Raw genomic sequence first — 26,397 nt, 5'->3', positions numbered from 1 at the left:
CGGCGGTCTTTCTGCCGGTGTTTCCCCACCTGTGTTTTCGCCGCCGGTGCTTCCCTACCGGTGTTTTCCCTGGTGACCCGCCCCGTCGACCTCCGTCGGCGGGGCGGTTCCGTTGTCGGTGCCGCCCGACTCGGCCGAGTGGTGCCAAAGTGGCGCCATTAATGGCTCGACATGGTGCCATCGTCGTGCCATGCTTTGGCCATGGACCTCACGCCGTACGTCGAAAACCTCCGGAACGAGCTCGCGGTGGCCGCTGCGGCCGGCGGGGACGAAGCCCGGGCGCTGGCCGACCGGCTGACGCTCCCGCTGGAGTCCGCCGTGCGGCTCACCCTGCTCAACGCCCTCTCGGCCGCGATGGGCGAGGTCACCCGCGACCTCGCGCCGGGCTCGGTGGACGTGCGGCTGCGCGGACTCGATCCGGAGTTCGTGGTGACGGCGCCGCCTGGATCCGACGCCTTCCACGGCGATGTCCCGTCCGTGGCGCTGTCGACGCCATTCGAGCCGTCCGTGGCGCCGTCCGTGGCGCCGCCGACGGCCCCGATGGTGCCGGAGTCGGACGAGAGCGGCACCGCCCGGATCAACCTGCGCCTGCCCGCCCACCTCAAGGCCCGGGCGGAGGAGGCCGCCGGGCAGGAGGGCCTGTCCCTCAACGCCTGGCTGGTCCGGGCCGTCGCCGGCGCGGTGGACGGCGACCGGCCGCCCGCCCGCTCGGCCGCCCGCTCGGCTGCGGACCCCGCAGGCCGCGCCCCGCGGACCGTCGGCGGCCAGGGCTTCACCGGCTGGGTCCACTGACGCCTCCCCCGGCCTCGCACCGCCAAGCCTTCGCACCCCCCAAGACTTCGCACCTTCAACGTCACCCCCGCTCCGACCAGCGGGAACACTCACACGAGTCAAGAGGACGGGACAGCCATGCCTACGTACGAGACCCACGGTCCGATCTCCGCCGCCTTCGAGTTCGAGATCGGTGCGGTGTGGATCACCGCCGGCGAGCGCACCGACGCCGTGGTGGAGGTCCGGCCCGCCAACGCGGCCAGGGAGGCGGACGTCAAGGCCGCCGAGTCGACCCTGGTCGACTTCTCCGGCGGTCGGCTCACCGTCAAGGGCCCCAAGCAGCGCACCGTGTTCTCCAGCAAGAAGGGCTCGATCGAGGTCCTGGTCGAGCTGCCGGCCGGCTCCCAGGTGCACGCCGACTCCCCGATGGCGGACTTCGTCGCCGAGGGCCCGCTGGGCGACTGCCGGCTGAAGACGTCCATGGGCCGGATCCAGGTGGACCGGGCCGAGAACGTGCGGCTCAAGACCGACATGGGGGACATCCGCGTCGGCACGGTCGCCGGGGGTGCCGAGGTGTCCGGCTGCGGCCGGATCGAGATCGGCACCGTCGGGGGCGAGCTGACGGTCAAGAACAGCAACGGCGACACGGAGATCGACGAGGTGCGCGGCGAGCTGACCGCCAACGCCTCCAACGGTCGGATCCACGTCGGCCTCGCCGGGGCGGACGTGGACGCCAAGTCGGCGAACGGCCACCTGCGGGTCGGCCGAGTGGTCCGGGGCAGGATCACCCTGCAGACCGGCGTCGGGGACGTGGAGGTCGGCATCGCGGAGGGCACGGCGGCCTGGCTCGACGTCCACAGCAAGTTCGGCGGCGTCCGCAACACCCTCGGTGAGACGCAGGGCCCGGGCGACGCCCGCGAGACCGCCGAGGTCCGTGGCCGCACGCAGGTCGGCAACGTCATCATCCGGAGGGCCTGATGGCCGCGATCTCGGCGGTCGGACTGACCAAGTCCTACGCGGACAAGGCGGTGCTGCGGGGCATCGACCTGCAGATCCCGGCCGGCAGCGTGTTCGCCCTCCTCGGGCCGAACGGCGCCGGCAAGACCACCACGGTGCAGATCCTCTCCACCCTGATCCCGGCGGACGGCGGCACGGCCCGGGTCGCCGGGCACGACGTGGCCCGCGACGCCGACGGAGTCCGGAGGGCGATCGGCGTCACCGGCCAGTTCTCGGCGGTGGACGACCTGCTCACCGCCGAGGAGAACCTGCTCCTGATGGCCGACCTCAACCACCTCCGCCGTCGGGAGGGGCGGAGGCGGGCCGAGGATCTGCTGCGCCGCTTCGATCTCACCGAGGCCGCCCGCACCCCCGTCGCCACCTTCTCCGGCGGCATGCGGCGCAAGCTCGACCTGGCGATGACACTGGTCGGCGACCCGAAGGTGATCTTCCTCGACGAGCCGACCACCGGGCTGGACCCGCGCAGCCGGCGCACCATGTGGGAGATCATCCGCCGGCTGGTCGGAGACCACGGGGTGACGATCTTCCTCACCACCCAGTACCTGGACGAGGCGGACCGACTCGCCGACCGGATAGCCGTCCTGGACGGCGGCCGGATCGTCGCCGAGGGCACGGCCGAGGAGCTGAAGCGGATCGTCCCCGGCGGCCGGATCCGACTGCAGTTCACCGACGCCGGCCGACTGGCAGCCGCCGCCGCCCTGTTCGACTACGCCGCCGCCGACGCGGAGGCGCTGCGGCTGGACATCCCGGGGGACAACTCGGTGCTCACCGTCAAGGCCGTGCTGGACACGCTCGACAACGCGGGCGTCCGGGCGGAGTCACTGGTCGTGGAGACGGCCGATCTGGACGACGTCTTCCTCACGCTGACCGGGGAGGGGGCGCGATGAGCGCGACGAGCGCGACGACGAGCTACGCGGTCCGCGACTCGCTGACCATGCTGCGGCGGAACCTCAAACGCGCGCAGCGCTATCCGGCGATGACCTTCTCGGTCGTCGTGATGCCGGTGATGATGCTGGCGCTCTTCAACTACGCCTTCGGGGGCGCGTTGGGGCTGGGGATCGGGGGCGGCAGCTACATCGACTACGTGACGCCGGGCATCGTCCTGATGACGGCGACGGCGGGGTCGGTCGCCACGGCGGTGGGCGTCTGCGTCGACATGACGGAGGGGATCGTCAACCGCTTCCGCACGATGGCGATATCGCGGTCGGCGTTCCTCGCCGGGCACGTCGTCGGCAGTGTGATCCAGACGATGGTCGCGCTGGTGCTGGTGATCGGGGCGGCCTTCGCGATGGGGTTCCGGTCGCAGGCCGGGCCGGTGGAGTGGCTGGCGGCCGCAGGGCTGCTGATGTTCGTGACGCTGGCGCTGACGTGGATATCGGCGGGGATCGGGCTGGTGTCCAAGACGCCGGAGAGCGCGAGCAACACGCCCTTGCCGCTGACCTTCCTGCCCTTCATCGGCAGCGCCATCGTCCCGCCCGATTCCATGCCGACCGTCCTGCGCTGGTTCGCCGAGTACCAGCCCTTCACGCCCGTCATCGAGACCTTGCGCGGCTTGCTGACAGGCACCGGGATCGGCGCCAGCGCCTGGAGCGCCCTCGCCTGGTGCACCGGGCTGACGCTGCTCGGCTACCTCTGGTCGCGGAGCGTCTTCCACCGGCGGTGACGGGGGTACGGCCGGCGGATGCGGCCCGGGCGACGGGGCCACCGTCGCCCGGGCCCTGGGTGAGCCCGTAGTAAAGTCCGGGCAAAAGTTCACCCAGGGGGATTGCATGGCGGCGGCTGCGCGGCACAGACGGATCGAATGGTGGTTCAGGGGCGCCGCGCTGGTGGCGTTGCTGGCGTACCTGCCGGGGCATCAGGCTTCCCGTTCGGGAGGCCTGGTGGAGGTCGAGCACTGGCTGAACCATCCGGTGCTGCTGCTCGGGGCTGCGGCGGTGCTGCTCGTGGTTTCGATGGTGGTCCAGTTCGAATTCCGCGCAAGGTGGGCGCAGATCGGTTTCGCCGCCGTCCTCTCCCCGCTCATCGTCATCGGGGCGGCGATCGGGGCCCTGGCCTACGCCTTCGGCGACGACGGGCGGCTGATCGACCGCAAGCCCGCTCCGGGCAACCCCCGACACGTCCTGACCGTCACCGACATCGCCTTCTCCATCGACCCGATCTACCGGGTGGAACTGCTGACCGGCAGCGGCTGGTCCGCCCGGCACTGGGACGTGGGCACCTGGGAGGAGGGGGACGGCTTCCGGAGGGCCGAGTGGAGCGGACCGGACCGGATCACGGTGACCGTGGAGCACGAGACCAGGGTCTACACCGTCGGTGGCGACGGTCGGCTGGGCCAGCCCGAGGTCACGCCCCGGTAGGAGATCGCCAGCCGCCAGCCGCCAGCCGCCCGTATCCCGCTGCCCGCCGTCCGCCCGCCGGCGGCCCCGCCGGCACCGGGTCACCGGCAGGCCCCCGCGCGGGTGGAGTGACCGGCCGGGGACCAGGGTTCACCAGCGGTCGATGCCCATGGCCTTCGCCGCGTCATGAATGGCGTTGTAGTGGGGAATCGACATGTCGGACTTCTTCTGGCCTGCGGGCAGGTTCTTGTCCGCCGTCCGGAATTCGTCCCGGGCGGAGGCGAGGAGGCTGGTGCCGTAGGAGACCGGGACGTCGTTCTTGCCGTGCACCGGGTGCGACTTGGCGGCGGTCTGGCTGCCCGCGTGGGCGAGGATGCTGCGGGCCTGGTTGTAGGCGTCGGCCTTGACCGTCTTCGGGTTGCGGACCTGGGCCTGCACCCCGGCCACCGGCTGGGCCTGCTCGGTGGCGGCGGTGGCGGCGGGCGCGGCGGCGATACCCAGGGCGCCGACGGCAGCGGCGGCGACGAGGGTGTTCCGGAGGAGCCTGTCCATGCTGGATTCCTTTGCTGAGGAAAAGTCAAAGCTCTCGCGTCGCAGTCGGCTTGCGAACCGTACGAGTGCGAACGCCTCGGCCACTACCCCGGCCTTCCGCAGCGGAAAACCGCATTCCGCTCACGAAGTTCGGAAGCGGTGTGATCAAGCCGATTTTGAGATCTGCACTGGTCCTGTCGCCATACTGGCGTGCTGGACTCGGAGCTTTTCCCGTCCTCGCCGCCACCGGCAGCCCGGGCGCCGTCCTCAGGCGGACGGCCGCCGAACTCGCCTCGGACATCACGGTGGCGCCGGGGAATCGGGGCGTGATGTCGGCGGGCATCGCGGCATCGGCCCCCGGGTGCGGGCCGCTCCCCATCCACATCGGCGCCGAGCTGCGCCGGTTCGGCGTCACCGGTTGGAGCCGGGGGGCGCGCACGCGGAGGCAGTCGAACGCGGCCCGGGCGGCCACCGAAGCCGGTGGCGACAGCCGTCAGGCGGTGGTGGCGGTGGTGGTGGCGCTGCGCAGGCGGGCGGCGGAGCGGAACAGCAGGGCCGCCGCGACCAGGACCGGGCTGAAGCCCAGAGCACACGCGGCGAGCAGGTTGACCGGGGTGAGCCCGGACGGGGAGGCGGCGAACGCGGCGGCGGCCAGGGGAGTGGCCAGGGCGGGAGCGAGGAGGAGCAGGGCGGCCTGCTTCTTCTGCCGCCGGCTCCACACCCGGGACTTGGTGACGCGAACGGCGGCGGCGACGGCTGCGGCCAGTGCGAGCACGGGCCCGATGGCCGGGACCAGCAGCAGGGGGAACGGGAGCACCGCGAGGAGCAGCGTCACGTTCGTACGGCGGCTGCCCTCGGGTTCGGGGAGGGGCAGGCCGTCCTCGGCGAGGGCGGCGTCGGCGATCCGCCGGGGGCTGCCCAGCTGCTCCAGCACTCGGCGGACGGCGGTCTCGTCGGCGGGGTCGTGGTCGGCGAGGGAGACCTCGATGTGTTCGCGCAGGTCGGCGAGGAGTTCGCGGCGGCGCTCCTCGGCCAGCGGCGCGGTGAAGCGGGTGACCGCGTCGAGGTGGGCGCGGACCAGGGGGTGCTCGATGGGGCTGTTCACAGGGTCTCTCCCAGGTCGAGGACGTGGTCGACGGTTTCGCGGAACGCGGGCCACAGTGTGGTGAACTCCCGCAGCGCTTCCCGGCCGGTGTCGGTGAGGGTGTAGTAGCGGCGGGACGGTCCGCTGGCAGAGTCCCGCAGGAAGGTGTCGGCGAGCCCGGCGCGGCGCAGCCGGGACAGCAGGGGGTAGATCGTGCCCTGGCTGGTGGCCAGCATGGGGAAGCGGCCGAGTTCCTGCAGCAGTTCGACCCCGTACCGGGGGCCGTCCCGCAGCAGCGCGAGGACGCAGTACTCCAGCACGCCCTTGCGAAGCTGGGTCGCCACCGGCCCGTCGGAGGGCTCGGTGGAGGCCTCGCCGGGGCCGTCGGGGCTTGCGGTGCCAGGTACCATGCGTCACAAGGTAGCAGGTGGAGCAAGATAGTGCAGCAGGTCTTGTCCTCGACGCCACCCGCTCGATGGCAACGCGCTGGGAGCTGGGGCAGCGACACCGGTTCCCCGAAGGCCGGGACACCCGGATCGGCCGACTGGCCAGGCAGGTCGAACCGCTCCGCCGTCACGACACCGAATGGGTCGAGCGGTTCCGCGCGGGCATCCCCGTCCAGTGCCCGGGAGTTCGGCTGGAAGACGTGGACGCCCACCCCGCGCATGACTGCTCGGGGTGGGCGATCCGCTCACCCGTCCTCCGGGCAGCCCGTCCCGTGCGGCGACCCTGATCCGGCAGTCCGCCGACGTCTCCCGGCGGAGCGCTATGCCAGCAGACGGGCCGGGAGGTACGGGGACTCGACGCGGACTGCCCAGCCCCGGCGGCGGGCGTGGCAGGCGAGGGCGAGGACGCCGAGGCTGAGCGGGGCGTCGCGGTCGGTGCCGCGGTCGGCGACCGAGTGGTGGTCGCGGTGGGCTTCCAGGGCGTCCAGCAGGGCCAGGTTGAAGCTGGTCTCGTCGCCCTCGACGAGCTGGGAGAAGAGGACGACGGGCGGTGGGAGGAAGCCCGCGTCCCCGGCCCTCTCGACGTCGCGCAGGGCCCGTTCGGTGGCCGGGAGCGGGTCGACGCCCCGGAAGTAGTCGTGCAGGGCGACGCGGTAGGAGGCGTACGAGGAGCGGTCGGCGGCGGAGTGGACAGGCCCGGCGAGGACGATCGGGGCAAGGCCCTCGCGGTCGCCGGTGATCAGGGCGAGTTCGAGGGCGAGCTGCCACTGGCCGGGGCCGGAGTGCTTGTCCCGGGTGGCCGGGTAGCGAACCGTCCGGCCGTCGAAGGTCACCTCGGCCTCGGTGCCCGGCTCGGCGAGGGCGATGCGGAAGAGGGCAGCGCCCAGTCGGGAGGCCAGGCGGAGATCGGCGAGCTGGGCGTCCGTGACGTCTGCGGACCGGGAGGCACGGACCAGCAGGAGGTGCGCCTGCCGGTCCAGGGCACGCGCGAGCCGGTAGACGGCGAGCGAGTCGTCCGGGTCCGGGCTGATCGCCTCCTGGATCCGGCGTTCGAACCCGGCCTCGCTGTCGGGGTGGAGGGGCAGCGCAGGGGTCGGCCGGTCCAGGCGGACGGGCCCGGCGGCGAACTGGGCGACGGCGTCGGGCCGCCGGTCGCGGCCGAGGGCGCCGACCCGGGGCTCGGACGTCGGGAAGCCGGTGACCAGGGCGTGCGGGAGGTAGTCGGTGTCGACGGCGGGGAGCCAGCCGTGGGCGCGGTGTGCGAGCGCGGCCAGGGCGAGGGGGAGCAGGGGGAGGAGCGTGCGGGGACGGCTGCCGTCGGCGCGGTCGAGGAGGGAGAGCATCCCGCTGTCGAAGGCCTCGCGGTCCTCGGCGGCGAGGGCGCGCAGGGTGCTCAGGGCCAGAGCGGCTTCGCTGTCGCGGTCCTGGACGCGGGACAGCGCGGCGTCGATGGCGGCCAGCCGCTGCTCCGGGGTCTCAGCATCGGGCGCGACCTGGTCGCGGGTGTCGCCGAAGAAATGGGCCATGAAGCCGTTGGCGAGCTCGGCGGCGGAGTTGCCCTCGGTGGTCGGCATGGACTGCCAGGTGAAGGCGAAGGCCTCGCCGCGCCAGGAGACCTTGTCGGAGAGGATCGCGAGGCAGAACGCGTCCAGCCAGCACTGGGGGCGGACGGTGCTCTCGCGGAGGGTGTCGTCCGCCTCCGAGCGGTCGTAGCTCATCCCGAAGTTCGGGTAGTCGAGGAAGACCTGGAAGCTGTCGTACGAGTAGTACGCGGCGAACGCGATGGCGCCGGCGGCGGCCTCGGTGGCGTCCTTGAGGACGGCCTTGGCCTCGGGGGTGTCGAGCGAGGGGGTTTTGACGGAGAGCGCGCCGAGGTAGTCGAGGAACTCCTCGGCGATCAGCCGCCATTCGGTGGCAGCCATCAGCCCGGCGCGCGAGTAGGAGTGGACCATGCCTCCGATCCGGTCGACGAAGCCCTCACGGGCCGCCGAGATGGCCGACTCGCTGACCTGGTGACGCTCGATCCGCACTGTGCTGCTCCCCGTTGTCGCCCGGCTTGATCGCAAGCCTAGGCGCGGGGACTGACAGCAGGGGAGGGAAGGGCGGGCCGTGCGGCGAACGGCCCGCCCGGTGGTGAGGATCAGGCGTCGAACTCCCCGGCGCGGATGGCGGAAACGAGGTCACGCCATTCGCTGACATTGAGTTGGGCGACGGCCTCGGGGCGAAGGCTGCTGCGGACGTAGACGGCATCGGCGGTGATTGCTACTTCCGGGCAGTTGCCTGCGTTTGAGCATGCACTCGGCCGAATCCAGGAGCGGTTCTCCATCGGCTATATCTCCTTCTTGATCTTCGCGATCAGATCGCGGGAGTCCTCGACCGAGAGAGACCTGTCAGTCATCTGTCCAATGACCGCACGGTACTCCTCCAGGTGCTCAGCCAGGTGGAGGAAGCTCGGCCCCTCCATGGAGTCGTAACTGACCGTGTCGAGCCTGGGTACGGGCCCGTTCGCGTAGTAGATCGCCTGGCCAGGCCCCTTGAAGCCTCCAGCCGCGAAGCTGATCACTCGAAGCGTGACATGTGGCAGCTGGGACAACTCCAGCATCCAGTCCAGTTGTTCCCGTGCCACGTCACGGCCGCCGAACTGCATGCGGAGAGCCGCCTCGTGGACGATCGCCGTGTATGGATGGGTGCCTTTCGCCATCAACATCTCGGATCGCAGCATCCGTTGCTCGACACGCGTCTCCACCACGCGCGGAGTCAGCTGGACCTGATTGTCCTGGAAGATCGCGCGACTGTAGCGCTCTGATTGCATCGGGCCTGGCGGATGGCAGATCTGGTAGGAGTACATGCCCTTCGCGTGGTGCTCGAACTCGCAGATGTCGAGAAAGCCCTGTGGAACAAAGCCTCGATACTCGTCCCACCAGCCCTTGCGCCTCTCCTCCGCCATGGTTGCGAGAGCCTCGATGTATGCGGCGTCGGTTTCTCCGAAGGCTTCAGCGAGCGTGCGGACTCGCTCGGCCGTGATCGGGTAGTGCCCCTTCTCAACCTGAGTGATCTTCGTTCGATCCAGTCCGAAGACGGCTGCGGCCTGGGCAGTCGTCTGGCGGGCGTGGTCTCGCATCTTCCGCAGCTCGATGCCCAACCGTTCCTGCCGGGCCGATGGGGTGGTACGTGGTGGCATGGCCCAAGCATCTACGTCGTTCAGTCAACAGTCCAGCGCCTGCGAGGGGACCATGTTTCCCGATCTGGTGGCACATGTGAGCAAAGATGCCCTACAGTCTGTGATGCACCGATCACCGGACGATTCGTCAGAAACGCCGCTCGGCACCGAAGAACACCCATGCCCAATGGGCTCGTTCACGGCGATGCATCCGCCGGTCTCACCCTTTCCCCCTTCGGGAGACCCCTGTGCGCAACCTCAACTCCCCCTCTCTCACGCTCTCCCGCGACGCCCTCCGGGACGGCATGACCCGCGCGGGCTGGCCGCCCTCCTCCATCGCGGACGCCGAGCTCGCCATGGTCGAACTCATCGTCAACGCCTGGCGACACGCGGACACGACCTCCCCGGTCGTCCTCATCCTCTTCCTCCCCAACACCCTTCGGGTCACCGTCTCCGACCGCAGTCCGAGCCTCCCGGAGCAGCAACCGCTCTCCGTCCTCGCCGAGTCCGGCCGGGGCCTCCAGCTCGTCGCCGGCCTCACCCACCGTTGGGGCGTGGACCCCCAGCAGCTCGGCAAGACGATCTGGTTCGAGCTGGACGGTGCCGCGTGAGCGCCCACCACCCCCTCCACCCCGCCGATCCGGCCCTACTGCACCTCACCTCGCGCCAGTTGGCCGGACTGATCGTGGAGCTCCGTGCTGAGGGCCGCGAGTTCGGGCTCCTCTGGCCGTCCGCGTCGCCGGGTGAGATCAACCTGAACGGCCTGCGGCTCATCAACCTCGGCAACATCCCGGCCAGTACCCTCATCAACCTTCTCGCGCTCCTGCGCGAGTACAAGCGCAACCGCGACGCCCGCCCCTGACCGTCAGTCTCCTCTTCACCTCGCCCATCCGCGCCGACCTCTCGGCTGGGCCTCGCACTTCACGACGGAAGTGGTCGATGGGCGATCAGGACGCGGGGCGGCCCGCTGACCTGCGGTGGTGTCTCCCGTTCGGGGTCACTGTCGAACGTCCTCGGTGTTCATCTCCGAGGTGAGACCCCCGACGCGCCAATCCCTGCTTACCGCCGGGTGATTGTCACTGCGCTCGACTCCACAGGTGTCCGACTGGGGCCTGAGCGCGGATCTCGGCGGTCTCGAAGGAAACGCGCTTGTCCTGGCCGGCGAGTACGACGGTTCGTCCGGCGAGGGTGGCGGCGGTTGTGGGCCAGCCGGACCAGGCGTCGACCTCGAAGTTCTTCACGCCGATGCAGACCAGGGCGAACTCGACCGCGTTGTGGCCTCGTGCCTGCCACAGGTCTGCGGCACCGGCCGGGACGGCAAAGGCGGAGAACCTCAAGGTGACCGACGCTTCGCGCTCGTCGATGAGAACGGAGGCCAGGTAGTAGTCCGTCAACGGGGGCGGAGGTGAGCCCAGGACTTCGCGGATCGCCTCGGGGTTGGCCAACTCGGCTGACCAGTCACGCTCACTCATAGAACGCCTTCGCAGTCGTGGGAGGCAGCACCTGGTGCCGGCGCCGGTCGACGGGACTCTCGAACCACCGCCGAGCCGTGTAAGGGTCCGCATCGTCGGAGCGATAGGCGTTGAGACGGCCCACCTTGAGGGCGTGCGCGGTGAAGTGCAGTGAGAACTCCGGGCCGCTCACCGCGATCCTGATCCGGCGCTCCGGGGTCCGGACGAGGGGGCCGAACTCGACGTCGACCACGGTGCCGGCGGGGACACCTCGCATCCGCAGGTCCTCGCCCACCGCCATGAACTCGATCTGGGCCTCGAACCGGTCGCAGCCCGCTTCGGTCCAGTCCGGTGGAGCGAGGTCCGGAAATCGGGGGAACTCGACCCGCAGTGTCACGGCGGATCCGTACGGGCTCAGGTGCACCGACCGCAGGACCAGGTGCTCCAGGCGCGGCAACTCGGTGTAAAGGGCGGTGAACCGCTCGGAGGAGAGCAGGAGTTGCGACCAGGTACCGACTGGCATGGGTTGGTCCCTCCGCTCGGGGTGCTTCGCGTCCGGCGAGACCGGCAGTTCCTCGCCCCAGGCGGCGGTCGGAGATCAACGAAGAGCGCTTCAGCTGGGATGGTAGTGCTCGTACGGTCCGGCTGTGTCCCCGGCATGAGGCATTCCCCACAGGTGTCGGCGGTGGAGTCCGTCGGCCTACCGGAACGCGGGTAGGTTGCGTGCGACCCACGCGTGGAAGGGGGCGGCGGGGCGGCCCAGGACCGTCGCCATGTCGGGGCTGATCGTCAGCTCCGCCGGGAGCGGGTGGCCGAGGATGTCGAGGGTGCCGGGGATGACCTGCTCCGGCATGAACCGTGCCAGGTGGGCGTGGGCTTCTTCGCGGGACAGCTCGACGAAGGTCACTTCCTCGCCCAGCGCCTCGGAGATGGCCGCAGCCTGTTCGCGCGGGCCGATGGCTTCGGGGCCGGTCAGCTCGTAGGTGCGGCCTGCGTGCCCGTCCTCGCGCAGTGCGGCGGCGGCCACTGCCGCGATGTCGGCCGGGTCGACGACGGGCAGTGCCACGTCGCCGAACGGGGCGAGGATCGTGCGCTTGGTGCGGACGGTCTCGGCCCAGGCGAAGGCGTTGGAGGCGAAGCCGCCGGGGCGCAGGATGGTGAAGTCCCGTCCGGAGGTGCGTACGGCGGCCTCGAACTCGCGCAGGCGGGCGTGCGACCGGGCGTCCGGTCGGGTGGCGCTGACCTGCGAGGACACCAGTACGATCCGTTCGACTCCGGCGTCCGTGGCGGCGTCGAGCAGGGTCTTCGGGCTCTCGCCCCGGCTGTTGAGTTCTCCGCCGAGGAGGACGAACAGCGCCCGGGCCCCTTCGAGGGCGGGCCGCAGGCTCGCGGTGTCGCCGAGGTCGCCCTGGGCCCAGCGGACGCCGGCTGCGGGGTGCGCGGGCTGCGGCTGTCGGGACACGGCTGTCACTTCTTCGCCCGCCCCGCTCAGCAGTTCCACCAGTGTCCGCCCGATGTTGCCGGTGGCTCCCGTCACGGTGATCATCGAAGTCCCCTCCAGTTGTGAGTTAGTTGGCTGACTGAGAAAGACCGTAGCACGCGGCCACCGGCGGCTGTCTATAGTCAGTCGGGTGACTGACTCAGTGAATCGGCGCGTCCAGGCGTCCCAGAAGCGTCGACGGCTCGCGGCGGCCGCGGCCCGGGTCCTCCACGAGCAGGGCGTCGAACGCACGACCCTCGCCGACATCGCGCGGGAGGCGGACGTCCCGGTCGGGAACGTCTACTACTACTTCAAGACCAAGGACGAGCTGGTCCGCGCCGCGCTGTCCGAACACGGTGCGCACCTGGACGAACTCACCGACGCGCTGGAGCAGTCGGCCGACCCCCTGGACCGCCTCAAGGCGCTGATCCGGGCCTGGGTCGACCAGCGCGACACCGCCGCCCGGTTCGGCTGCCCCACCGGCACCCTGGCCACCGAACTCGACAAGCGGGCCGACGGGGTCCTCGACGCGGAGGCCGGTGCGGTGATCCGGCGGCTGCTCGACTGGGTCGGGCGCCAGTTCCGGGAACTCGGCCTGCCCGACCCGGACGGCCTGGCGCTCACCCTGGTCTCCGGCTACCAGGGCATGTCGCTGCTGGCCAACGCCCTGCGCGACCCGGACGTGATGACCCGCGAAGGGGCCCGCCTGCTGCACTGGCTCGACTCGCTGGAGGAGCAGGGAACGTCGGGTGTGCCGGAGGTGCAGGGGGTGCAGGAGGTGCCTGCGGTACCGGAGGCACCGGAAGGGCGTCGCTGACCCACGCCGGGCCCGGTGCACCGGCCGTAGGGGCGGGCGCCGACCGGAAGACCGCCGCATGGTCCCGCACCCAGGAGCGGAAGTCGCGCGGCGGCGGCCCGAGCACCCGCTCCACGGTGTCGGCCACCCGGGCGGCACTGCCGTTGCGGTGCCCCGTACCAACGCCCGCACGTCGTGGCCCTCTTCGGCCGGTGACGCCACAACGCGCCCTGCCCGCAACGTGCCCTGCCCGCAACGTGCCCTGCCCGCAACGCGCCCTGCCCACAACGTGCCCCGCCCGCAACGTGCCCTGCCCGCAACGTGCCCTGCCCACAACGCGCCCTGCCCGCACAGCCGTTCGCACCGGTCACAAGAACTCCGGTCATGTCGGCCCCTACGCCACCCGGGTGCGGGGTAGGGAGCCTCGGTCGCCAGGGCCGGCGTCCGGCGCTACCCTCGCCGGATGCCCGACGAACGCCTGCACCTCGCCGTCCTGGGAAGCGCGACGCCCTACCCGAGCGTCGACAATCCGTGCTCCGGCTACCTGGTGTCCGGCGGGGGCGCCCGGGTGTGGGTGGACGCCGGCACCGGCACCCTGGGCCCGCTGCAGCGCCACGCCCGGTTGGACGAGCTGGACGCGATCTGGATCTCGCACCTGCACGCCGACCACTGCGCCGACCTGCTCACCGCCTACTACGGCGCCCGCTACGCGGACATCCGGCTCACCGCGCCGATCCCGCTCTACGGGCCGCCCGGCACCGCCGACCGGCTGGCGGACTTCCTGACCAACTCGGCGCGGCGCAGCCCGGTCGAATCCGCCTTCGCCGTCACCGAGCTGTCCGACGGCCACCGGGTGCAGGTCGGCCCGCTGGCGCTGACCAGCCGGGCGGTGGACCACGGCATGCCGGCCTTCGCCCTCCGGGTGGAGGCCGGCGGGCGGTCGCTCGTCTACTCCGGCGACACGGCCCCGTGCCCCGGCCTCACCGAACTCGCCAAGGACTGCGACCTGTTGCTCTGCGAGGCGGAGAACGCGGAGTCGGAGTCGGATCCGGACGGCGGAGACCCGGTCCACCACACCCCCGAACAGGCCGGCGCCACCGCCACGGCGGCGCGCGCCGCCCGCCTGCTCGTCACCCACGTGGGCCGCGCCATGACGCCGGCCGAGGCCGTCAGCCGCGCGGCGGCCCACTTCACCGGCCCGGTCGCCCATGCGGATCCGGGTGCGGCCTTCACGGTCTGACGGCGGCGCGCGTCCGCGCGACGGCTCGTGCGGGCCGCGTACGTGGAGTCGGGGCCGGGCCGGGAAGTGCGCCCCGCCCGCCCCGGGGCCCTTCCGGTCGGCCGGAGGATCAGCCGCCGACCCGGACCACGTACTTACCCGTCGCCCGCCCGTCCTCCATGGCGTCGTGGGCGGCCGGGACGGCGGCCAGGCCGGGCAGTTCGGTGACGGGGAGCTTCAGTCCGCCGTCGGCGAGGAGGTCGAGGACCCGGCGGATGGCGCGGGCCAGGCGGTCGGGGGCGGTGGCGGCCAGGCCGCGGTGGCTGAAGCCGGTGAGGGTGAGGTTGCCCGCCATCAGGCGGCCGAGCGGCGGCAGGTCGGCGACGGCGCCGCCGCCCGCGTTGCCGAACAGGACGATCCGGGCGCCGGGCGCCGCCACGGCGAGGTCGAGTTCCAGGGCCTCGGTGCCCAGCGGGTCGAGGACGAGGTCGACGCCCCGGCCGTCGGTGGCGGCCCGGATCACCTCGGGCAGTGCCTCGGCGCGCGCGAAGGCGTGGTCGTAGCCGGAGGCGATGGCGGCGGCGGCCTTCTCCGGCCGGCCGACGGTGCCGATCAGTCGGCCGCCGCCGAGCAGCGGGACGAGCTGGGCGATGGCGTGGCCGATGCCGCCGCCCGCCGAGTGCACCAGGACGGTGTCCCCGGGGGTGAAGCGGCCGGCGTCGGTCAGCAGCAGCATCGAGGTGGCCAGGCCCAGCGGGACGGCGGCGGCCTCGCTCAGGGCCACGCCCGCCGGGAGCGGCACGGTGAGTGCCGCCTCCGCGACCACGACCTCGGCCAGCCCCTCGCCGGCCGGTGCGGCCACGACGCGGTCGCCCACGGCCAGCCCGGTGACGCCCTCGCCGATCTCCCGGACCGTCCCGGACACCTCCTTGCCGGGCCGGTACGGCCACTCGGTGGCGTACGCGGCGTCCCCGCGGCGGGTCATCACGTCCACGAAGTTCAGTCCGGCGTAGGCCACGTCGATCGCCACCTGGCCGGCTCCGGGGCGCGGTGCCCCGATTTCCCGGATCTGCGAGTGTTCGGCTCCCCCGGGTGCGGTCATCACCAGTGCACGCATGTCGGTCCCCCTCGGATACGATGTTCGACGAACTACGAAATTGGCGCGGGACAGTGGTACCACGCCTCTTCGACGGATGTCGAACATCGCAGATCAGGGAGGATGGACCATGCCCCGCAGCACCCGCCGCCGATCGGCGCCCGCCCACCCCGCAGCCGAGGACATCGACCTCCTCGACGTCCTGCACGCACTCTCCGACCCCACCCGGATGACCATCGTCCGCGTCCTGCGCACCGAGCCCGAACGCGCCTGCGGCACCTTCCCCGTGGACGTCGCGCCCTCCACCCTCAGCCACCACTTCAAGGTGCTGCGCGAATCCGGCGTGATCACCCAGCGCGAGGAGGCCAACCGCCGCTTCTCCGCGCTGCGGACGGTCGACCTGGAGATGCGCTTCCCCGGTCTCCTCGACACCATCCTCGCCGCCCACGCCCATGCCCACGTCCCTGCCCCTGCCCCCGCCCCCGCCCATGCGGAGGTGCGGCCCGGGGCCGAGGGCTGACCGGTACTCAGCGCCGGCGCCAGACCGCCCAGTTCTGCCCGGCGTCGGCCCGCTCGACGTACCAGGCGGCGGGGTGGTCGGGCCAGTAGGCCTCCGGCGCCAGGCCCGCCCCGGGCAGCGGGGTGACCAGGACGTTCGCCTCCGCCGGGACGGGCTGCCAGCGGGGATCGCGGTACCAGACCCGGCCCTGGTAGACCTCGAAGGCCTGGGCGGCGCGCAGCGCCCAGTCGATGTCCCAGGCGAACACCACGTTGTCCCCCGCGCCGATCCCGGCGGCACGGGTGAAGCCGGTCGCCAGGCCCGCGCGCCACTTCGCGTGCGGTTGGGCGACCTGGGCGGTGATCGTCGAGGTCGCGAAGGCGGCGAACATCGCCAGGGAGAGGGCGACCGCCGGGAGCACCCGACGCCCACCGGAAGTCCGTACCAGCACCACCGAGCCGAGGACGACCAGGGCGGCGGCGGTCGTCCGGAGCATGCTGAGCCTGCCCCAGTCGGCGGCCAGGAACGAGATGTCCGGCATGGCCCAGGGGATGAAGAGCTCGGTGCGCAGCTTCGAGCCGGCCGACTGGAGCACCGCTTCGGCGAGCAGCAGCGCGAGTCCGGCCGCTGCCGCCGCCGCCCGGCCCAGGGCGCGGCGTCCGCCGCGGACGAGCACGGCGGATCCCACCGTGAAGGCCGCCGGGACGAGGTAGGACGTGTAGCGGGCGTACACCCAGTCGTCGATCCGGCCGTCGGGGGGCAGGGCGGCGGAGGCGGCCAGGGCGGTGCCGAACAGCAGCGCCACCAGCACGCCGCCGGTGACCCGGTGCGCGGCGGGGAGGCGGCGGCGGGCCATCGCGACGACGCAGACGACGACGGCCAGTCCGCCGACGCCCCAGGTGGAGACCGTGAAGTACCAGATCTGGCCGGCGGTCCGGGTGAGGGTCCGCTGGGCGGCCTCCGGGTCGGTCAGCCCCTTCCACAGGTACCCGCCGACGTCGCTGTTCTCGACCGTGAACTGCGCGTGCAGCCAGGCCGCCAGCCCTTGGGCGCCGAGCACGCCGAGGCCGAGCGCGGCGAGCCCGGCGGCCGTGGCCCGCCACGGCGTGCGGCGCAGCAGCAGGGCGCCGAGGAGCACGGCGGCGGTCAGGGCGACCATCACGCCGCCGCGGTCGTGCACCGCCATCGCGTAGCCGGCGGACGCGCCCGCCCCGGCGGCGTGCCAGGCGCGGCGGCGCAGGGTGCCGTCGGCGAGCCAGCCGTGCAGGCAGAGCAGCCAGGCGAGCGCCAGGACGGGCAGGACGGCGTCGGTCAGCACGAACTGCGAGTAGAAGACCACGGGCGGCAGCAGGGCGGTCGCGGCGCCGAAGAGGTACGCGAGGCGCCGGCTCACGCCGAGGCGGCGCAGGGCGACGTAGGCGAGCGGCAGGACGAGCGCGTTGACCGCGGCGTTGATGCCCATGATCAGGTGGTAGGCGGTCGTCGGGTCGTCGGCCAGGCGCAGTGCGGGGGAGATCAGCAGGGGATAGCCGCCGGGGACGACCACACCGACCGGGATCTCGGTCGGCGGCCGGCCGGCGAGGACGCGGGTCAGGGCGAGGTAGGAGTCCTCGTCGGGGTGGACGGACGGGTAGCTCATGTGCCGGACGAGGACGAGTCGGAACAGCAGCTCGGCGAGGTAGCCGACGAGCAGGGCGACGGCGGGTCGCGCGGCTGCCGTCCGGATGACTGCCACCCGGACGGCAGCCGATGCCGCCTGCAGGGTGGCGAGCAGGGCGCCTGCGGAATGGGTGTGGCCGGAGCGGGCGGTGGTGGAACGGGCGGTGGTGGAGCGGTCGGTCGCGGATCGGTCGGTCGCGGGCTCGGCCGGGCTCGGCCGGGGTGTGGTGCGTTGCGGCATGGGCGTGCCCCCCTTCTGTCTGTCGGACGACTGTATATGTCGTTGGACTGAATATGTAGTCCGACTGGTTCCCGGGGATGGGTTCCGCAGAAGAATGGGCCGGCGTCACGACCGGGGGATTCGCGCGGGGGCGCGCCTCAGTCGGAGGTCGCGCCCAGGAGGCGCCCGGCCGTGGGGTGCCCGGGCCTGGGGTGCCCGGGCCTGGGGTGCCCGGGCCTGGGGTGCCCGGGCGTGGGGTGCCCGGGCGTGGGGTGTCCGGCCGTAGGGCGCGCCACCGCCGACGCCGGTGCCGGCGGTGGTGCGACACGGTGACCGCGGCCGGCGGTGCCGCCGGCGGGAGCGGTGGCAGCGGCGGCGGCGCAGGCGGCGGGAGCGGCTGAGCCGGCGGCAGCGGACCGGGCCGGCGTCAGCCCCATGCCTTCGCCCTCCCGGGCCGCCCCGGCATCCGCGTCCACCCGCGACGGGTTCGCCCGGGCACCCCCGAGCGGGGGGCGCCTCGACCTTCAACAGTCCCGGACGGCCCGGACGTTCAGCGCAGGCGCGACGACGACAGGATCGATGTCAGGTGCGCGACCACCATGCCCCAGGTGATCACCGTGATCCCGGCGACCGCCGCCCGCGTCGCGTCCAGGTTGCCGAGCCCGGCGTCCACCGCGGCCGCCGCCAGCAGCACCAGCGACGCCTCGATCCCGTTGGTCACCCGGTGGATCTTGAACAGCGAGGCGAGCCGACGGGCCGTCGCGATGCCCTGCGAGCGCGGCTGCGTCGACTCCTCGTCCGCCGGCGGCCGTCCGCTGCGCGCCCGGGCCACGTCCACCAGGTCCGTCGACGCCTTGAGCAGCACCACGCCCAGCGCGGCCGCCAGGCCCACCGACACCCACAGCTCCGACCCGCCGCGCGCCGCCCGGACACCCGCGCCGATCATCAGCGCGGCGTCCGCCAGATAGGCGCCCAGCCGGTCCACGTACACCCCGGCCATGCTGAACTGGCGCTTCCAACGCGCCACTTCGCCGTCCACGCAGTCGAAGAGCAGGAACAGCTGGAACAGCACGGCCGCCAGCAGCGCGCCGGTCAGGCCCGGGACCAGCAGCGCCGCGCCGCCGCCGACCCCGCACACCACCATCACCCAGGTGAGCGTGTTCGGCGCCACCGACGTCCGGACCAGCTGCCGGGTGGTCCGCAGCGAGACCCGCCGCATGTACAGCCGACCCGCCCAGTGCTCACCGTTACGGCTCTGCAGCTTGGCCTGCGGCTGGCACACCTCGCGCAGCTCGGCCAGCGCCGGAGCAGCCACCATGACGAAATCCCTCCACCTGTCCCCTGACGATCACCACAGGCTACGGCCTGCGAGGAACGCCCCCACCAGCCGGTACACCCCTGCGGTCGGCGGGAAAACCGGTGGGCCCGCCGACGGCCCGGCGCTAGGCTGCCCGGGTTCGCTGGAACCGGACGCCCCGGGCCCGACCACCCACCCCCGCAAGCGGGTTGAGACGGTCCGGCACGCCTCGGGGCAGAACGAGGAGTGTCGATCCATGGTGACCACAGGCGGCCCGTCCCAGAGCCCCGACCTGGCCCGGCTGCTGGACGGCCACCGGCCGCAGGGCCCGGCGGAGACCGCCGACCACGAACGCGCCCGCCGCCTCGCCGACACCGCCGACGCCTGGGACCGCGCCACCCTCCCCCTCCACTTCACCGCCTCCGCGCTGATCGTCCACCCGCCGACCCGCCGCGTCCTGCTGCGCTGGCACGTCCGCCAGCAGGCCTGGCTGCAGGTCGGCGGCCACGGCGACCCGGGGGAGACCCTGCCGCTGGACATCGCCCTGCGCGAGGGCCGGGAGGAGACCGGCCTCACCGACCTCACCCCGTGGCCCGACGCCGCCCTGGTCCACCTCGCCGTGGTGCCCGTCCCGGCCTCACCAGTCGAACCCGCCCACGAGCACGCCGACCTGCGCTTCCTCCTGGCCACCGCCACCCCGGACCTCGCCCGGCCGGAGAACCCGGCCTCCCCGCTGGAATGGCTCACCGTCGAGGAGGCCCGGCAGCGGACCACCGAGGACAACCTCCGCGAGACCCTCGACCGCGCCGCCCGCCTGCTCACCCCCGCCTGAGCAGCCACTCCCGCTCGCCCGCGCTCGCCCCTGCTCGTGCCCGCTCGCGGCCCCGCCTCCGCCGACCGCGCCGCCTCCGCCCGCGCACCTGCCGCCCGCGCACCTGCCGTCCGCGCACCTGCCGCCCCCGCCTGAGCACCCGCCCGCTGGAGAGAACGTCCGATGCCCACCGCCCAGACACACACCGACCAGATCCTCATCTTCGACGCCGACGACACCCTCTGGGAGAACAACGTCCTCTTCGAGCGGGTCATCGACGGCTTCCTCGACTGGGTCGCCACCCCCGCCGAACGGGACCGCGCCCGCACCGTCCTCGACGGCATCGAAGCCGCCAACTCCGGCGCCCTCGGCTACGGCGCCGCCGTCTTCCGGCAGAGCCTCGCCGACTGCCTGCAGCAGCTCAACGGCGGCCGCACCCCCACCCCCGCCGAGCAGAACCGGATCGACGAACTCCTCGCCCCGCTGAGCAGCCGACAGGTCGAGCTGATCACCGGCGTCGCCGAAACCCTCACCGCCCTCGCCGCCCGCCACCACCTCCTGCTGCTCACCAAGGGCGACCAGGACGAGCAGCAGCGCAAGGTGACGGCCTCCACGATCGACCACCACTTCCGGGGCATCCACATCGTGGCGGAGAAGTCGGTCGACACCTACCGGGTGCTCACCGCCGACCTCGGCCTCGACCCGGACCGGACCTGGATGATCGGCAACTCGCCCAAGTCCGACATCGCCCCCGCCCGCCGGGCCGGCCTGCGCACCGTCTTCATCCCCCACCAGCACACCTGGGTGCTGGAGCACCAGGACCTCGGCCCGGACGAAGCGACGCTGCAGCTCGCGACCTTCCCCGAACTGCTGCGCCACTTCTGAGCCGTGCCCGGCCGCCGCACCGGCGCCCGGCTGCCGCACCGGCGCCCGGCCGGTGCGGCGCCGCCCGTCGCCGCCCAGCCGCCGGCTGCTGCTCAGCCGCCGCTCAGCCGGCGAGCGCGGCTACCGGCACCGGCGCCCCGCCCCGGTACAGCCAGGCCCGCTCGGACGCCGACCAGACACTCGTCGTCAGCAGGTACAGCGCGGCGGCCACCGGCACCAGCAGCGCGAACAGCACCGACCCGAACGACAGGTACGGCAGCAGACCCGCCCCCGGCTGCGGGGTGGGCTGCGCCGCCGCCGCACGCCGCGCCCGGCGGAAGTTGACGAACCCGACCGCCGCCATCCCCGCGTACAGCAGGCCGAACACCACGAACTGCCCGGCACCGTGCGCGCCCGAGACGTGCAGGCCCAACGGCACACCGAACAGGGTGTGGTCCAACAGGTCGTTCGGCGTGGTGAACAACCGGTACATCACCGAGAAGAACGGGATCTGCACCAGCACCGGCAGGCACCCCGCGAACGGCGACACCTGCTCCTTCCGGTACATCTCGGCCAGCGCCTCCCGCAGCTTCTCCGGCCGGTTCTCGTACTTCTTGTTCAACGCGGCGACCTTCGGCGCGAGCACGGCCCGCGCCTTCTCCCCGCGCGCCGCAGCCCTGGCCAGCGGATGCAGGGCGAGTCGCACGGCGACGGTGAACAGCACGATCGCCAGCGCGGCCGGCAGGACGTGGGTGAGGACGGAGACGACGGCGTGCGCGGCGGCGACGGCCGGGTCGAGAACGGCGAGTACGGACATGGTGGAGCGAGCCCTCCGGGGTCTCAGGACATAAGTGGTCGGCGGAGGACGGCCGCGAAGAACCGCGCTACTGCGCTGCTCCGGTACTGCGAGGGGTTACGCGGCCGCCAGGGCCGCCCCCGGCGCCCTGGGGCGTCGCCGGCCCCGGGCGTCCGGATCACGCTGCGGAAGGAACGCCGTACGGAACGCCCGGCGCCGCAGCACCCCGCTGCGCACCGCCGCCGGCGCCCGCGCCCCCAGGAGGCGGGCCCCGATCGAAGCCCCGGCAACCGCCCCGGCCACCAGCACCACGGCCGCGACCGCGGCGACGGACGCCAAGGACCCGTTGCCGCTCACCAGTTCCCCGAGTTCGCCGGTCAACACCCGGAGCAGGCCGAGCAGCATCGCGATCACGGCCACGGCGTGCTCTCCTCTCGGTGTTCAGTCGGCTCCCGGACGTACAGCAGGACGATCGTACGACCCGCCGGGTTCCCGTCCGCCACCGGATTCCGTCCCGGCACCCCCCGCGCGAGACCGTAGCCAGCGGTGCTACACGGGGCTACCTTGGAGGGATGAAGACGATTACCCAGCGGGAGTTCCGGAACAACTCCGCCGCGGTGATGGACGCCGTGGAGGCGGGGGAGATCTTCCACATCACCAGGAACGGGGTCGAGGTCGCGGAGCTGAGGCCGGTGGCCGGGCGCCGGCGGCTCACGGCGGAGGAACTGGTGGCGCGGCACGTGAAGCTGCCGCGGGTGGACTACCAGCAGATGCGCAAGGAGGCCGAGGAGGACTTCGGGCCCGAGGAACTGGTCGGGGACGAGGGCGACGACCCGTTCGAGCGGCGGCGTGGCTGAGCGCCGGAGAGCGTCCCGGCGCCGGCCGGCCGGGGTGCTGGACACCTGCGTCTACATCGACCTGGCACTGCTCAACCCGGCGGACCTGCCGGCCGTGCCCGAGCTGACCGCGATCACCTTCGCCGAACTGCAGCAGGGCGTGTCGATGGCCCGGGACGCGGCCAGCCGGGCGGCGCGGCTGGAGGTGCTGGGCGCGGCGATGGCCGATTTCGACCCGCTGCCCTTCGACGCGGCCGCCGCCGCCCGCTACGGGACACTGGTCACCCTCACCATCGCCGCCGGACGGCAGCCGCGTCCGCGCCGGATCGACCTGATGATCGCCGCCGTGGCGTCCGCCCACGGGCTGCCGCTGTACACGCGCAACGTGGCGGACTTCCGGGGGCTGGGCTCGGCCGTGGAGGTCATCGGAGTGTGAGGGCGGGGGCGGTGCCGCCTGCCCGGCCTGCCGCTCCTCCGCCCCCCGGCCGCCCCCTGGCGCTCACGCGCTCATCACACGGGTGGGACCAGGGGGCGAGAGACCGTCGACGGGGCAGCCCTCAGCCCAGGCGCACCGTCGTCCCCGTGGCCGCGGACGCGCGGGCGGCCTCCAGGACGGTGAGGGTGGCCACCGCGTCGCGCGGGTCGACCGGGGGCGGGGTGCCCGGCGCGGACAGCGCGGCGGCGATGCCCGCGTAGTAGGCGGGATAGTCGCCCGGGTCGGTCGGGAGGGAGATCGCGGACTCGTCGGTGCCGAGGGTGCCGTAGTGCGCGGGCTCGTCGGCGCCCCAGGGGCGGCTGCCGCCGGGGCGCAGACCCGCCCGCAGGTCGGCTTCCTGCGGGTCCATGCCCGACTTGACGTAGCCGGCGGTGTCGCCGAGCACCCGCAGCCGGGGGCCGGTCAGCGGGGCGATGGCGCTGGTCCACAGGTGCGAGCGGGTGCCCGAGGCGTGCGTGAGGGCGAGGAAGGCGTCGTCGTCCACGACCGCGCCGTCGCGCCGCACGTCGATCTCCGCGTACACCGTCTCAACCGGGCCGAACAGCGAGAGCGCCTGGTCGACCAGGTGGCTGCCCAGGTCGTACAGCGTGCCACCGACCTCCGCCGGGTCGGCCAGCTCGCGCCAGCCGGGCTTGGGCTTGGGACGGAAGCGCTCGAAGCGGGACTCGAAGCGGTGCACCCGGCCGAGCGCGCCGCCGCGCACCAGGCGTCCGGCGGTGAGGAAGTCGCCGTCCCAGCGCCGGTTCTGGAACACGGACAGCAGCACGCCCCGCTCCTCCGCGAGGCGGCACAGCTCCAACGCCTCGGCGGCGGTGCCGGCCAGCGGCTTGTCGACCACGGTGGCCAGGCCGGCCCGCAGGGCGGCACCGGCGAGCGGGGCGTGGGTGCGGTTGGGCGAGGCGATGACGACCAGGTCGAGCGAGTCCGGGGCGGCGAGCAGCTGCTCCGGACTGTCGACGGCGCGGGCGCCGGGGTGCTCCTGCGCGAGCTGCGCCCGCCGCTCGGAGTTGGCGGTGACCACGGCGTCCAGCCGCAGCCCCGGAGTGGTGGCGATCAGTGGCGCGTGGAAGGCCGAGCCGGCCAGACCGTAGCCGATCAGGCCGACACGCAGCGGCCGGTCGGACTGGGGGCGGGAGGTCGTCTGCGGATTCATGCGGCCCACTCAATCACGTGCCGCCCGGTTGCTCCCGGTTTCGGCCGGACGGAGACGGGACAGGGACGGGACGGCGATCCACCGGGGCCCGCGACGGCCGCCGGTCACGCCCACCGGGGCCGGCAGCCCCTACGAACAGGGCCGCGAGACGACTAGGCTGGCCCGCGTTGGGGCAGCCACTGGCGCCCGGCCGGCCGAGGGTGTCCGGTCCGGAGCGATGTGCGAGATCGTTCAGAACCGTTGCAAGACCGAGGAGACACCTACGTGGCAGACCGCAAGCCCATCGAGTCCTGGCTGACCGACATGGACGGTGTCCTCATCCACGAGGGCACGCCGATCCCCGGGGCGGAGGAGTTCCTGCGCAGGCTGCGGGAGTCCGGCAAGCCGTTCCTGGTCCTCACCAACAATTCGATCTACACCCCGCGGGACCTCAGCGCCCGCCTGGCCGGGATGGGCCTGGAGGTGCCGGAGGAGTGCATCTGGACCTCCGCCCTCGCCACGGCGAAGTTCCTCAAGGGCCAGCGCCCGAACGGCACCGCGTACGTCATCGGGGAGGCGGGGCTCACCACCGCGCTCTACCAGGCCGGCTACGTGCTGACCGACAACAGGCCCGACTACGTGGTCCTCGGCGAGACCCGCACGTACTCCTTCGAGGCGCTCACCAAGGCGATCCGCCTGATCAACCAGGGCGCCCGGTTCATCTGCACCAACCCGGACGAGACCGGCCCCTCCGCCGAGGGCGTGCTGCCGGCCACCGGTTCGGTGGCGGCCCTGATCACCAAGGCGACGGGCGTCGAGCCGTACTTCGTCGGCAAGCCCAACCCGCTGATGATGCGCGAGGCGCTGAACACGGCCGGTGCCCACTCGGAGACCGCCGTGATGATCGGCGACCGGATGGACACCGACATCGTCGCGGGCATGGAGGCCGGCATGGAGACCATCCTGGTGCTCACCGGCCTGACCTCCGCCGCCGACGTGGAGCGCTTCCCGTACCGGCCGACCCGGGTGGCCAAGTCGATCGCGGACCTGGTCGAGCTGGTCTAGCCTCTGCGGTGCTGTCGTGGGCCCCGTTCCGGCCGGTCGCCGGGGCGGGGCCCGCTTCGTACGTGTCGGCTGGGCTTGGGGGAGGCGGGGCGCGGATGAGCGCGGCGGGGGAGTCGGCGGGGGCGCCGGTGAGGGTGCCGGAGGGCACGGAACAGCAAGGCCAGGAACCGCCGGGCCCGGAGGAGAAGCGGGTCACGTGGGCGGAGCTCTACTTCGACCTGGTCTTCGTCTTCGCGATCACCCAGGTGTCCGGTCTGCTGCACCACCACCACGACGCGGTCGGCCTGGTCCGGGCGTTGGTGGTGTTCGTGCCGGTGTACTGGTGCTGGGTGGGCACCACCGTGCAGGCCAACATCCGGGACGTGGACAACCTGCGGGACCGCCTGGGCATCCTGCTGGTGGGGCTGGCCGGCCTGTTCATGGCGTTGGCGATCCCGGGTGCGTACGGCGGGCGGGGCGTGCTGCTCGGCGCCGCGTACTGGCTGGCCCGGGTGGTGCTGCTGCTCCTGCTGGTACGGGTGCCGGGCGTCTGGCGCGGCCCGTACGGGGTGGGCGTGCTGGTCAGCGGGCCGCTGCTGGTGGCGGGCGGGCTGCTGCCGGACGGGCCGCGGGCGGCGCTGTGGGCGGTGGCCGCGTCCTGTGACCTGGCCGCGCCGCTGGTGTTCCGGCGGCGGCTCGCGAAGGTGGCCTACCACCCGGCGCACATGCCGGAGCGGTTCGCGCTGTTCCTGTTGGTGGCGCTGGGCGAGTCGATCGTCGGGATCGGCGGCACGGCGGCCTCCGCCCGCTTGGACGTGGCCGAACTCGTCGCGGTGGCGGCCGCGTTCACCATCTCGGCGGGTCTGTGGTGGCAGTACTTCGTGTACGCGGCGGACGCGATGCGGCATGCCGTGGTGATCGCCGAATCGCGTCGGGACGTGGTCCGGCGGGTCTTCCAGTACGGGCACCTGGCGCTGGTGGCCGGGGTGATCGGGGTGGCGGTCGGTTTCGGGGAGACGGTCGCGGATCCGTGGCGGGCGCTCGGGCCGGGGTCGGTGACGCTGCTGTACGGCGGCTGCGGGCTGTACCTGCTGACCTTCGGGTACACGCGCTGGATGATGTTCCGCAAGGTCGCCGGGACGCGGATCGGCGCGGCGGCCGTGGTGTTGGCGCTGCTGCCCGCGATGGTGCGGCTGCCGGCCCTGGTGGTGCTGGTGGCACTGGCGGTGCTGCTGGTGGCGCTCAACGTGCTGGAGCACCTCAGGGTGGAGCGGGTCTCGCGGGCCGCGGTCGGGGTGCTCCCGGCGGCTCCCGTGGAGTGAGTTGTCGGTGGGCCTGTGTAGCGTTCGGGGTGTC

31 protein-coding genes are annotated in these 26,397 nt (G+C 72.8%); 16 read left to right on the top strand and 15 right to left on the bottom strand.

Features of this window, described 5'->3' with window-relative positions:
• Nucleotides 1–201: 201 nt before the first annotated feature.
• The 5 genes from IF30_RS0117685 to IF30_RS0117665 all read left to right on the top strand — a co-directional run bounded on the left by IF30_RS0117685 (nucleotide 202) and on the right by IF30_RS0117665 (nucleotide 4,145).
• Nucleotides 202–792, top strand: a complete 591-nt coding sequence (locus tag IF30_RS0117685; protein WP_030238884.1) for a toxin-antitoxin system HicB family antitoxin — start codon at nucleotides 202–204, stop codon at nucleotides 790–792.
• Between the two features lie 117 nt (nucleotides 793–909).
• On the top strand, nucleotides 910–1,749 hold the full coding sequence (locus tag IF30_RS0117680; RefSeq protein WP_030238881.1) for a DUF4097 family beta strand repeat-containing protein: 840 nt from the start codon (nucleotides 910–912) through the stop codon (nucleotides 1,747–1,749).
• Nucleotides 1,749–2,675, top strand: a complete 927-nt coding sequence (locus IF30_RS0117675) for an ATP-binding cassette domain-containing protein (protein ID WP_030238878.1) — start codon at nucleotides 1,749–1,751, stop codon at nucleotides 2,673–2,675. Before IF30_RS0117680 ends, IF30_RS0117675 begins: the two co-directional genes overlap by 1 nt.
• The gene (locus IF30_RS0117670; protein WP_030238876.1) at nucleotides 2,672–3,451 is read left to right on the top strand and encodes an ABC transporter permease; all 780 of its coding nucleotides are present in this window, start codon (nucleotides 2,672–2,674) and stop codon (nucleotides 3,449–3,451) included. Before IF30_RS0117675 ends, IF30_RS0117670 begins: the two co-directional genes overlap by 4 nt.
• A gap of 106 nt (nucleotides 3,452–3,557) precedes the next feature.
• Complete coding sequence (locus tag IF30_RS0117665; RefSeq protein WP_158835224.1) at nucleotides 3,558–4,145, top strand: hypothetical protein; 588 nt, start codon at nucleotides 3,558–3,560, stop codon at nucleotides 4,143–4,145.
• Between the two features lie 129 nt (nucleotides 4,146–4,274).
• Here the strand turns inward: IF30_RS0117665 and IF30_RS0117660 are convergent, their stop codons facing one another.
• The 6 genes from IF30_RS0117660 to IF30_RS0117640 all read right to left on the bottom strand — a co-directional run bounded on the left by IF30_RS0117660 (nucleotide 4,275) and on the right by IF30_RS0117640 (nucleotide 9,327).
• Nucleotides 4,275–4,676 (bottom strand): hypothetical protein, encoded by a 402-nt coding sequence (locus IF30_RS0117660; protein ID WP_199807883.1) that lies wholly within the window; start codon nucleotides 4,674–4,676, stop codon nucleotides 4,275–4,277.
• Nucleotides 4,677–5,148: 472 nt separating this feature from the next.
• On the bottom strand, nucleotides 5,149–5,760 hold the full coding sequence (locus IF30_RS43720; RefSeq protein WP_030238868.1) for an HAAS signaling domain-containing protein: 612 nt from the start codon (nucleotides 5,758–5,760) through the stop codon (nucleotides 5,149–5,151).
• Nucleotides 5,757–6,149 (bottom strand): PadR family transcriptional regulator, encoded by a 393-nt coding sequence (locus IF30_RS0117650; RefSeq protein WP_030238864.1) that lies wholly within the window; start codon nucleotides 6,147–6,149, stop codon nucleotides 5,757–5,759. The genes IF30_RS43720 and IF30_RS0117650 overlap by 4 nt, the downstream gene beginning before the upstream one ends.
• A gap of 356 nt (nucleotides 6,150–6,505) precedes the next feature.
• Entirely contained in the window at nucleotides 6,506–8,215 is a 1,710-nt protein-coding gene (locus IF30_RS0117645; protein WP_030238862.1) for an immunity 49 family protein, read from the bottom strand.
• A gap of 110 nt (nucleotides 8,216–8,325) precedes the next feature.
• The gene (locus tag IF30_RS45310) at nucleotides 8,326–8,511 is read right to left on the bottom strand and encodes a DUF397 domain-containing protein (RefSeq protein ID WP_078891463.1); all 186 of its coding nucleotides are present in this window, start codon (nucleotides 8,509–8,511) and stop codon (nucleotides 8,326–8,328) included.
• Nucleotides 8,512–8,514: 3 nt separating this feature from the next.
• Nucleotides 8,515–9,327 carry a DUF5753 domain-containing protein gene (locus tag IF30_RS0117640; protein ID WP_051710497.1) on the bottom strand — a complete coding sequence of 271 codons (813 nt, stop codon included), beginning with the start codon at nucleotides 9,325–9,327 and terminating at the stop codon, nucleotides 8,515–8,517.
• 266 nt (nucleotides 9,328–9,593) lie between these two features.
• Here IF30_RS0117640 and IF30_RS0117635 point away from each other — a divergent pair, with 266 nt between their 5' ends.
• The gene (locus IF30_RS0117635) at nucleotides 9,594–9,956 is read left to right on the top strand and encodes an ATP-binding protein (protein ID WP_037900258.1); all 363 of its coding nucleotides are present in this window, start codon (nucleotides 9,594–9,596) and stop codon (nucleotides 9,954–9,956) included.
• A complete protein-coding gene (locus IF30_RS0117630; RefSeq protein ID WP_030238851.1) occupies nucleotides 9,953–10,207 on the top strand; it encodes a hypothetical protein in 255 nt (84 codons plus the stop codon). The genes IF30_RS0117635 and IF30_RS0117630 overlap by 4 nt, the downstream gene beginning before the upstream one ends.
• A gap of 214 nt (nucleotides 10,208–10,421) precedes the next feature.
• On the opposite strand, the gene IF30_RS0117625 is transcribed toward IF30_RS0117630, so the two are convergent.
• The 3 genes from IF30_RS0117625 to IF30_RS0117615 all read right to left on the bottom strand — a co-directional run bounded on the left by IF30_RS0117625 (nucleotide 10,422) and on the right by IF30_RS0117615 (nucleotide 12,342).
• Nucleotides 10,422–10,817, bottom strand: coding sequence for an Imm50 family immunity protein (locus tag IF30_RS0117625; RefSeq protein ID WP_158835221.1), 396 nt, complete (start codon nucleotides 10,815–10,817; stop codon nucleotides 10,422–10,424).
• Nucleotides 10,810–11,319, bottom strand: coding sequence for an Imm50 family immunity protein (locus IF30_RS0117620; protein ID WP_030238846.1), 510 nt, complete (start codon nucleotides 11,317–11,319; stop codon nucleotides 10,810–10,812). Before IF30_RS0117620 ends, IF30_RS0117625 begins: the two co-directional genes overlap by 8 nt.
• 177 nt (nucleotides 11,320–11,496) lie before the next feature.
• The gene (locus tag IF30_RS0117615; protein WP_030238843.1) at nucleotides 11,497–12,342 is read right to left on the bottom strand and encodes an SDR family oxidoreductase; all 846 of its coding nucleotides are present in this window, start codon (nucleotides 12,340–12,342) and stop codon (nucleotides 11,497–11,499) included.
• Nucleotides 12,343–12,427: 85 nt separating this feature from the next.
• Between IF30_RS0117615 and IF30_RS0117610 the strand changes: the two genes are divergently transcribed.
• Both IF30_RS0117610 and IF30_RS0117605 read left to right on the top strand, forming a co-directional pair.
• A complete protein-coding gene (locus tag IF30_RS0117610; protein WP_199807882.1) occupies nucleotides 12,428–13,093 on the top strand; it encodes a TetR/AcrR family transcriptional regulator in 666 nt (221 codons plus the stop codon).
• 442 nt (nucleotides 13,094–13,535) lie between these two features.
• Nucleotides 13,536–14,312 carry an MBL fold metallo-hydrolase gene (locus tag IF30_RS0117605; protein ID WP_030238839.1) on the top strand — a complete coding sequence of 259 codons (777 nt, stop codon included), beginning with the start codon at nucleotides 13,536–13,538 and terminating at the stop codon, nucleotides 14,310–14,312.
• 109 nt (nucleotides 14,313–14,421) lie between these two features.
• On the opposite strand, the gene IF30_RS0117600 is transcribed toward IF30_RS0117605, so the two are convergent.
• Entirely contained in the window at nucleotides 14,422–15,408 is a 987-nt protein-coding gene (locus IF30_RS0117600) for a quinone oxidoreductase family protein (protein ID WP_030238836.1), read from the bottom strand.
• Nucleotides 15,409–15,517: 109 nt separating this feature from the next.
• Between IF30_RS0117600 and IF30_RS41615 the strand changes: the two genes are divergently transcribed.
• The gene (locus IF30_RS41615; protein WP_051710495.1) at nucleotides 15,518–15,907 is read left to right on the top strand and encodes an ArsR/SmtB family transcription factor; all 390 of its coding nucleotides are present in this window, start codon (nucleotides 15,518–15,520) and stop codon (nucleotides 15,905–15,907) included.
• A 7-nt stretch (nucleotides 15,908–15,914) separates the two neighbouring features.
• Here IF30_RS41615 and IF30_RS0117590 read toward each other — a convergent pair whose 3' ends face one another.
• Both IF30_RS0117590 and IF30_RS0117585 read right to left on the bottom strand, forming a co-directional pair.
• Nucleotides 15,915–17,786, bottom strand: a complete 1,872-nt coding sequence (locus IF30_RS0117590) for a phospholipid carrier-dependent glycosyltransferase (RefSeq protein ID WP_051710493.1) — start codon at nucleotides 17,784–17,786, stop codon at nucleotides 15,915–15,917.
• Nucleotides 17,787–18,315: 529 nt separating this feature from the next.
• On the bottom strand, nucleotides 18,316–19,083 hold the full coding sequence (locus IF30_RS0117585) for a CDP-alcohol phosphatidyltransferase family protein (protein WP_030238827.1): 768 nt from the start codon (nucleotides 19,081–19,083) through the stop codon (nucleotides 18,316–18,318).
• Nucleotides 19,084–19,318: 235 nt separating this feature from the next.
• Between IF30_RS0117585 and IF30_RS0117580 the strand changes: the two genes are divergently transcribed.
• Both IF30_RS0117580 and IF30_RS0117575 read left to right on the top strand, forming a co-directional pair.
• Nucleotides 19,319–19,894 carry an NUDIX hydrolase gene (locus IF30_RS0117580; RefSeq protein WP_030238823.1) on the top strand — a complete coding sequence of 192 codons (576 nt, stop codon included), beginning with the start codon at nucleotides 19,319–19,321 and terminating at the stop codon, nucleotides 19,892–19,894.
• A 162-nt stretch (nucleotides 19,895–20,056) separates the two neighbouring features.
• Complete coding sequence (locus tag IF30_RS0117575) at nucleotides 20,057–20,758, top strand: HAD family hydrolase (RefSeq protein ID WP_030238820.1); 702 nt, start codon at nucleotides 20,057–20,059, stop codon at nucleotides 20,756–20,758.
• A gap of 103 nt (nucleotides 20,759–20,861) precedes the next feature.
• Here the strand turns inward: IF30_RS0117575 and IF30_RS0117570 are convergent, their stop codons facing one another.
• Together IF30_RS0117570 and IF30_RS0117565 are read right to left on the bottom strand one after the other, a co-directional pair.
• A complete protein-coding gene (locus IF30_RS0117570; RefSeq protein ID WP_030238818.1) occupies nucleotides 20,862–21,554 on the bottom strand; it encodes a YidC/Oxa1 family membrane protein insertase in 693 nt (230 codons plus the stop codon).
• Between the two features lie 96 nt (nucleotides 21,555–21,650).
• Nucleotides 21,651–21,953, bottom strand: a complete 303-nt coding sequence (locus IF30_RS0117565) for a DUF6412 domain-containing protein (RefSeq protein ID WP_037900254.1) — start codon at nucleotides 21,951–21,953, stop codon at nucleotides 21,651–21,653.
• 152 nt (nucleotides 21,954–22,105) lie between these two features.
• Between IF30_RS0117565 and IF30_RS0117560 the strand changes: the two genes are divergently transcribed.
• The gene (locus IF30_RS0117560; protein WP_030238812.1) at nucleotides 22,106–22,390 is read left to right on the top strand and encodes a type II toxin-antitoxin system Phd/YefM family antitoxin; all 285 of its coding nucleotides are present in this window, start codon (nucleotides 22,106–22,108) and stop codon (nucleotides 22,388–22,390) included.
• The gene (locus IF30_RS0117555) at nucleotides 22,383–22,805 is read left to right on the top strand and encodes a type II toxin-antitoxin system VapC family toxin (protein WP_037900250.1); all 423 of its coding nucleotides are present in this window, start codon (nucleotides 22,383–22,385) and stop codon (nucleotides 22,803–22,805) included. The genes IF30_RS0117560 and IF30_RS0117555 overlap by 8 nt, the downstream gene beginning before the upstream one ends.
• A 121-nt stretch (nucleotides 22,806–22,926) precedes the next feature.
• Here the strand turns inward: IF30_RS0117555 and IF30_RS0117550 are convergent, their stop codons facing one another.
• Nucleotides 22,927–24,018, bottom strand: coding sequence for a Gfo/Idh/MocA family oxidoreductase (locus IF30_RS0117550; RefSeq protein ID WP_030238807.1), 1,092 nt, complete (start codon nucleotides 24,016–24,018; stop codon nucleotides 22,927–22,929).
• Between the two features lie 264 nt (nucleotides 24,019–24,282).
• Between IF30_RS0117550 and IF30_RS0117545 the strand changes: the two genes are divergently transcribed.
• Nucleotides 24,283–25,062, top strand: a complete 780-nt coding sequence (locus tag IF30_RS0117545) for an HAD-IIA family hydrolase (protein WP_030238804.1) — start codon at nucleotides 24,283–24,285, stop codon at nucleotides 25,060–25,062.
• Between the two features lie 95 nt (nucleotides 25,063–25,157).
• The gene (locus tag IF30_RS0117540) at nucleotides 25,158–26,363 is read left to right on the top strand and encodes a low temperature requirement protein A (protein WP_078891461.1); all 1,206 of its coding nucleotides are present in this window, start codon (nucleotides 25,158–25,160) and stop codon (nucleotides 26,361–26,363) included.
• The last annotated feature ends 34 nt before the right edge of the window (nucleotides 26,364–26,397 follow it).

This window comes from Streptomyces sp. NRRL S-350 (assembly GCF_000719705.1).
Taxonomy (GTDB): Bacteria; Actinomycetota; Actinomycetes; order Streptomycetales; family Streptomycetaceae; genus Kitasatospora.
Note: the sequence above shows the minus strand (reverse complement) of the source record. Positions and strands in the feature narration are given on the sequence as shown.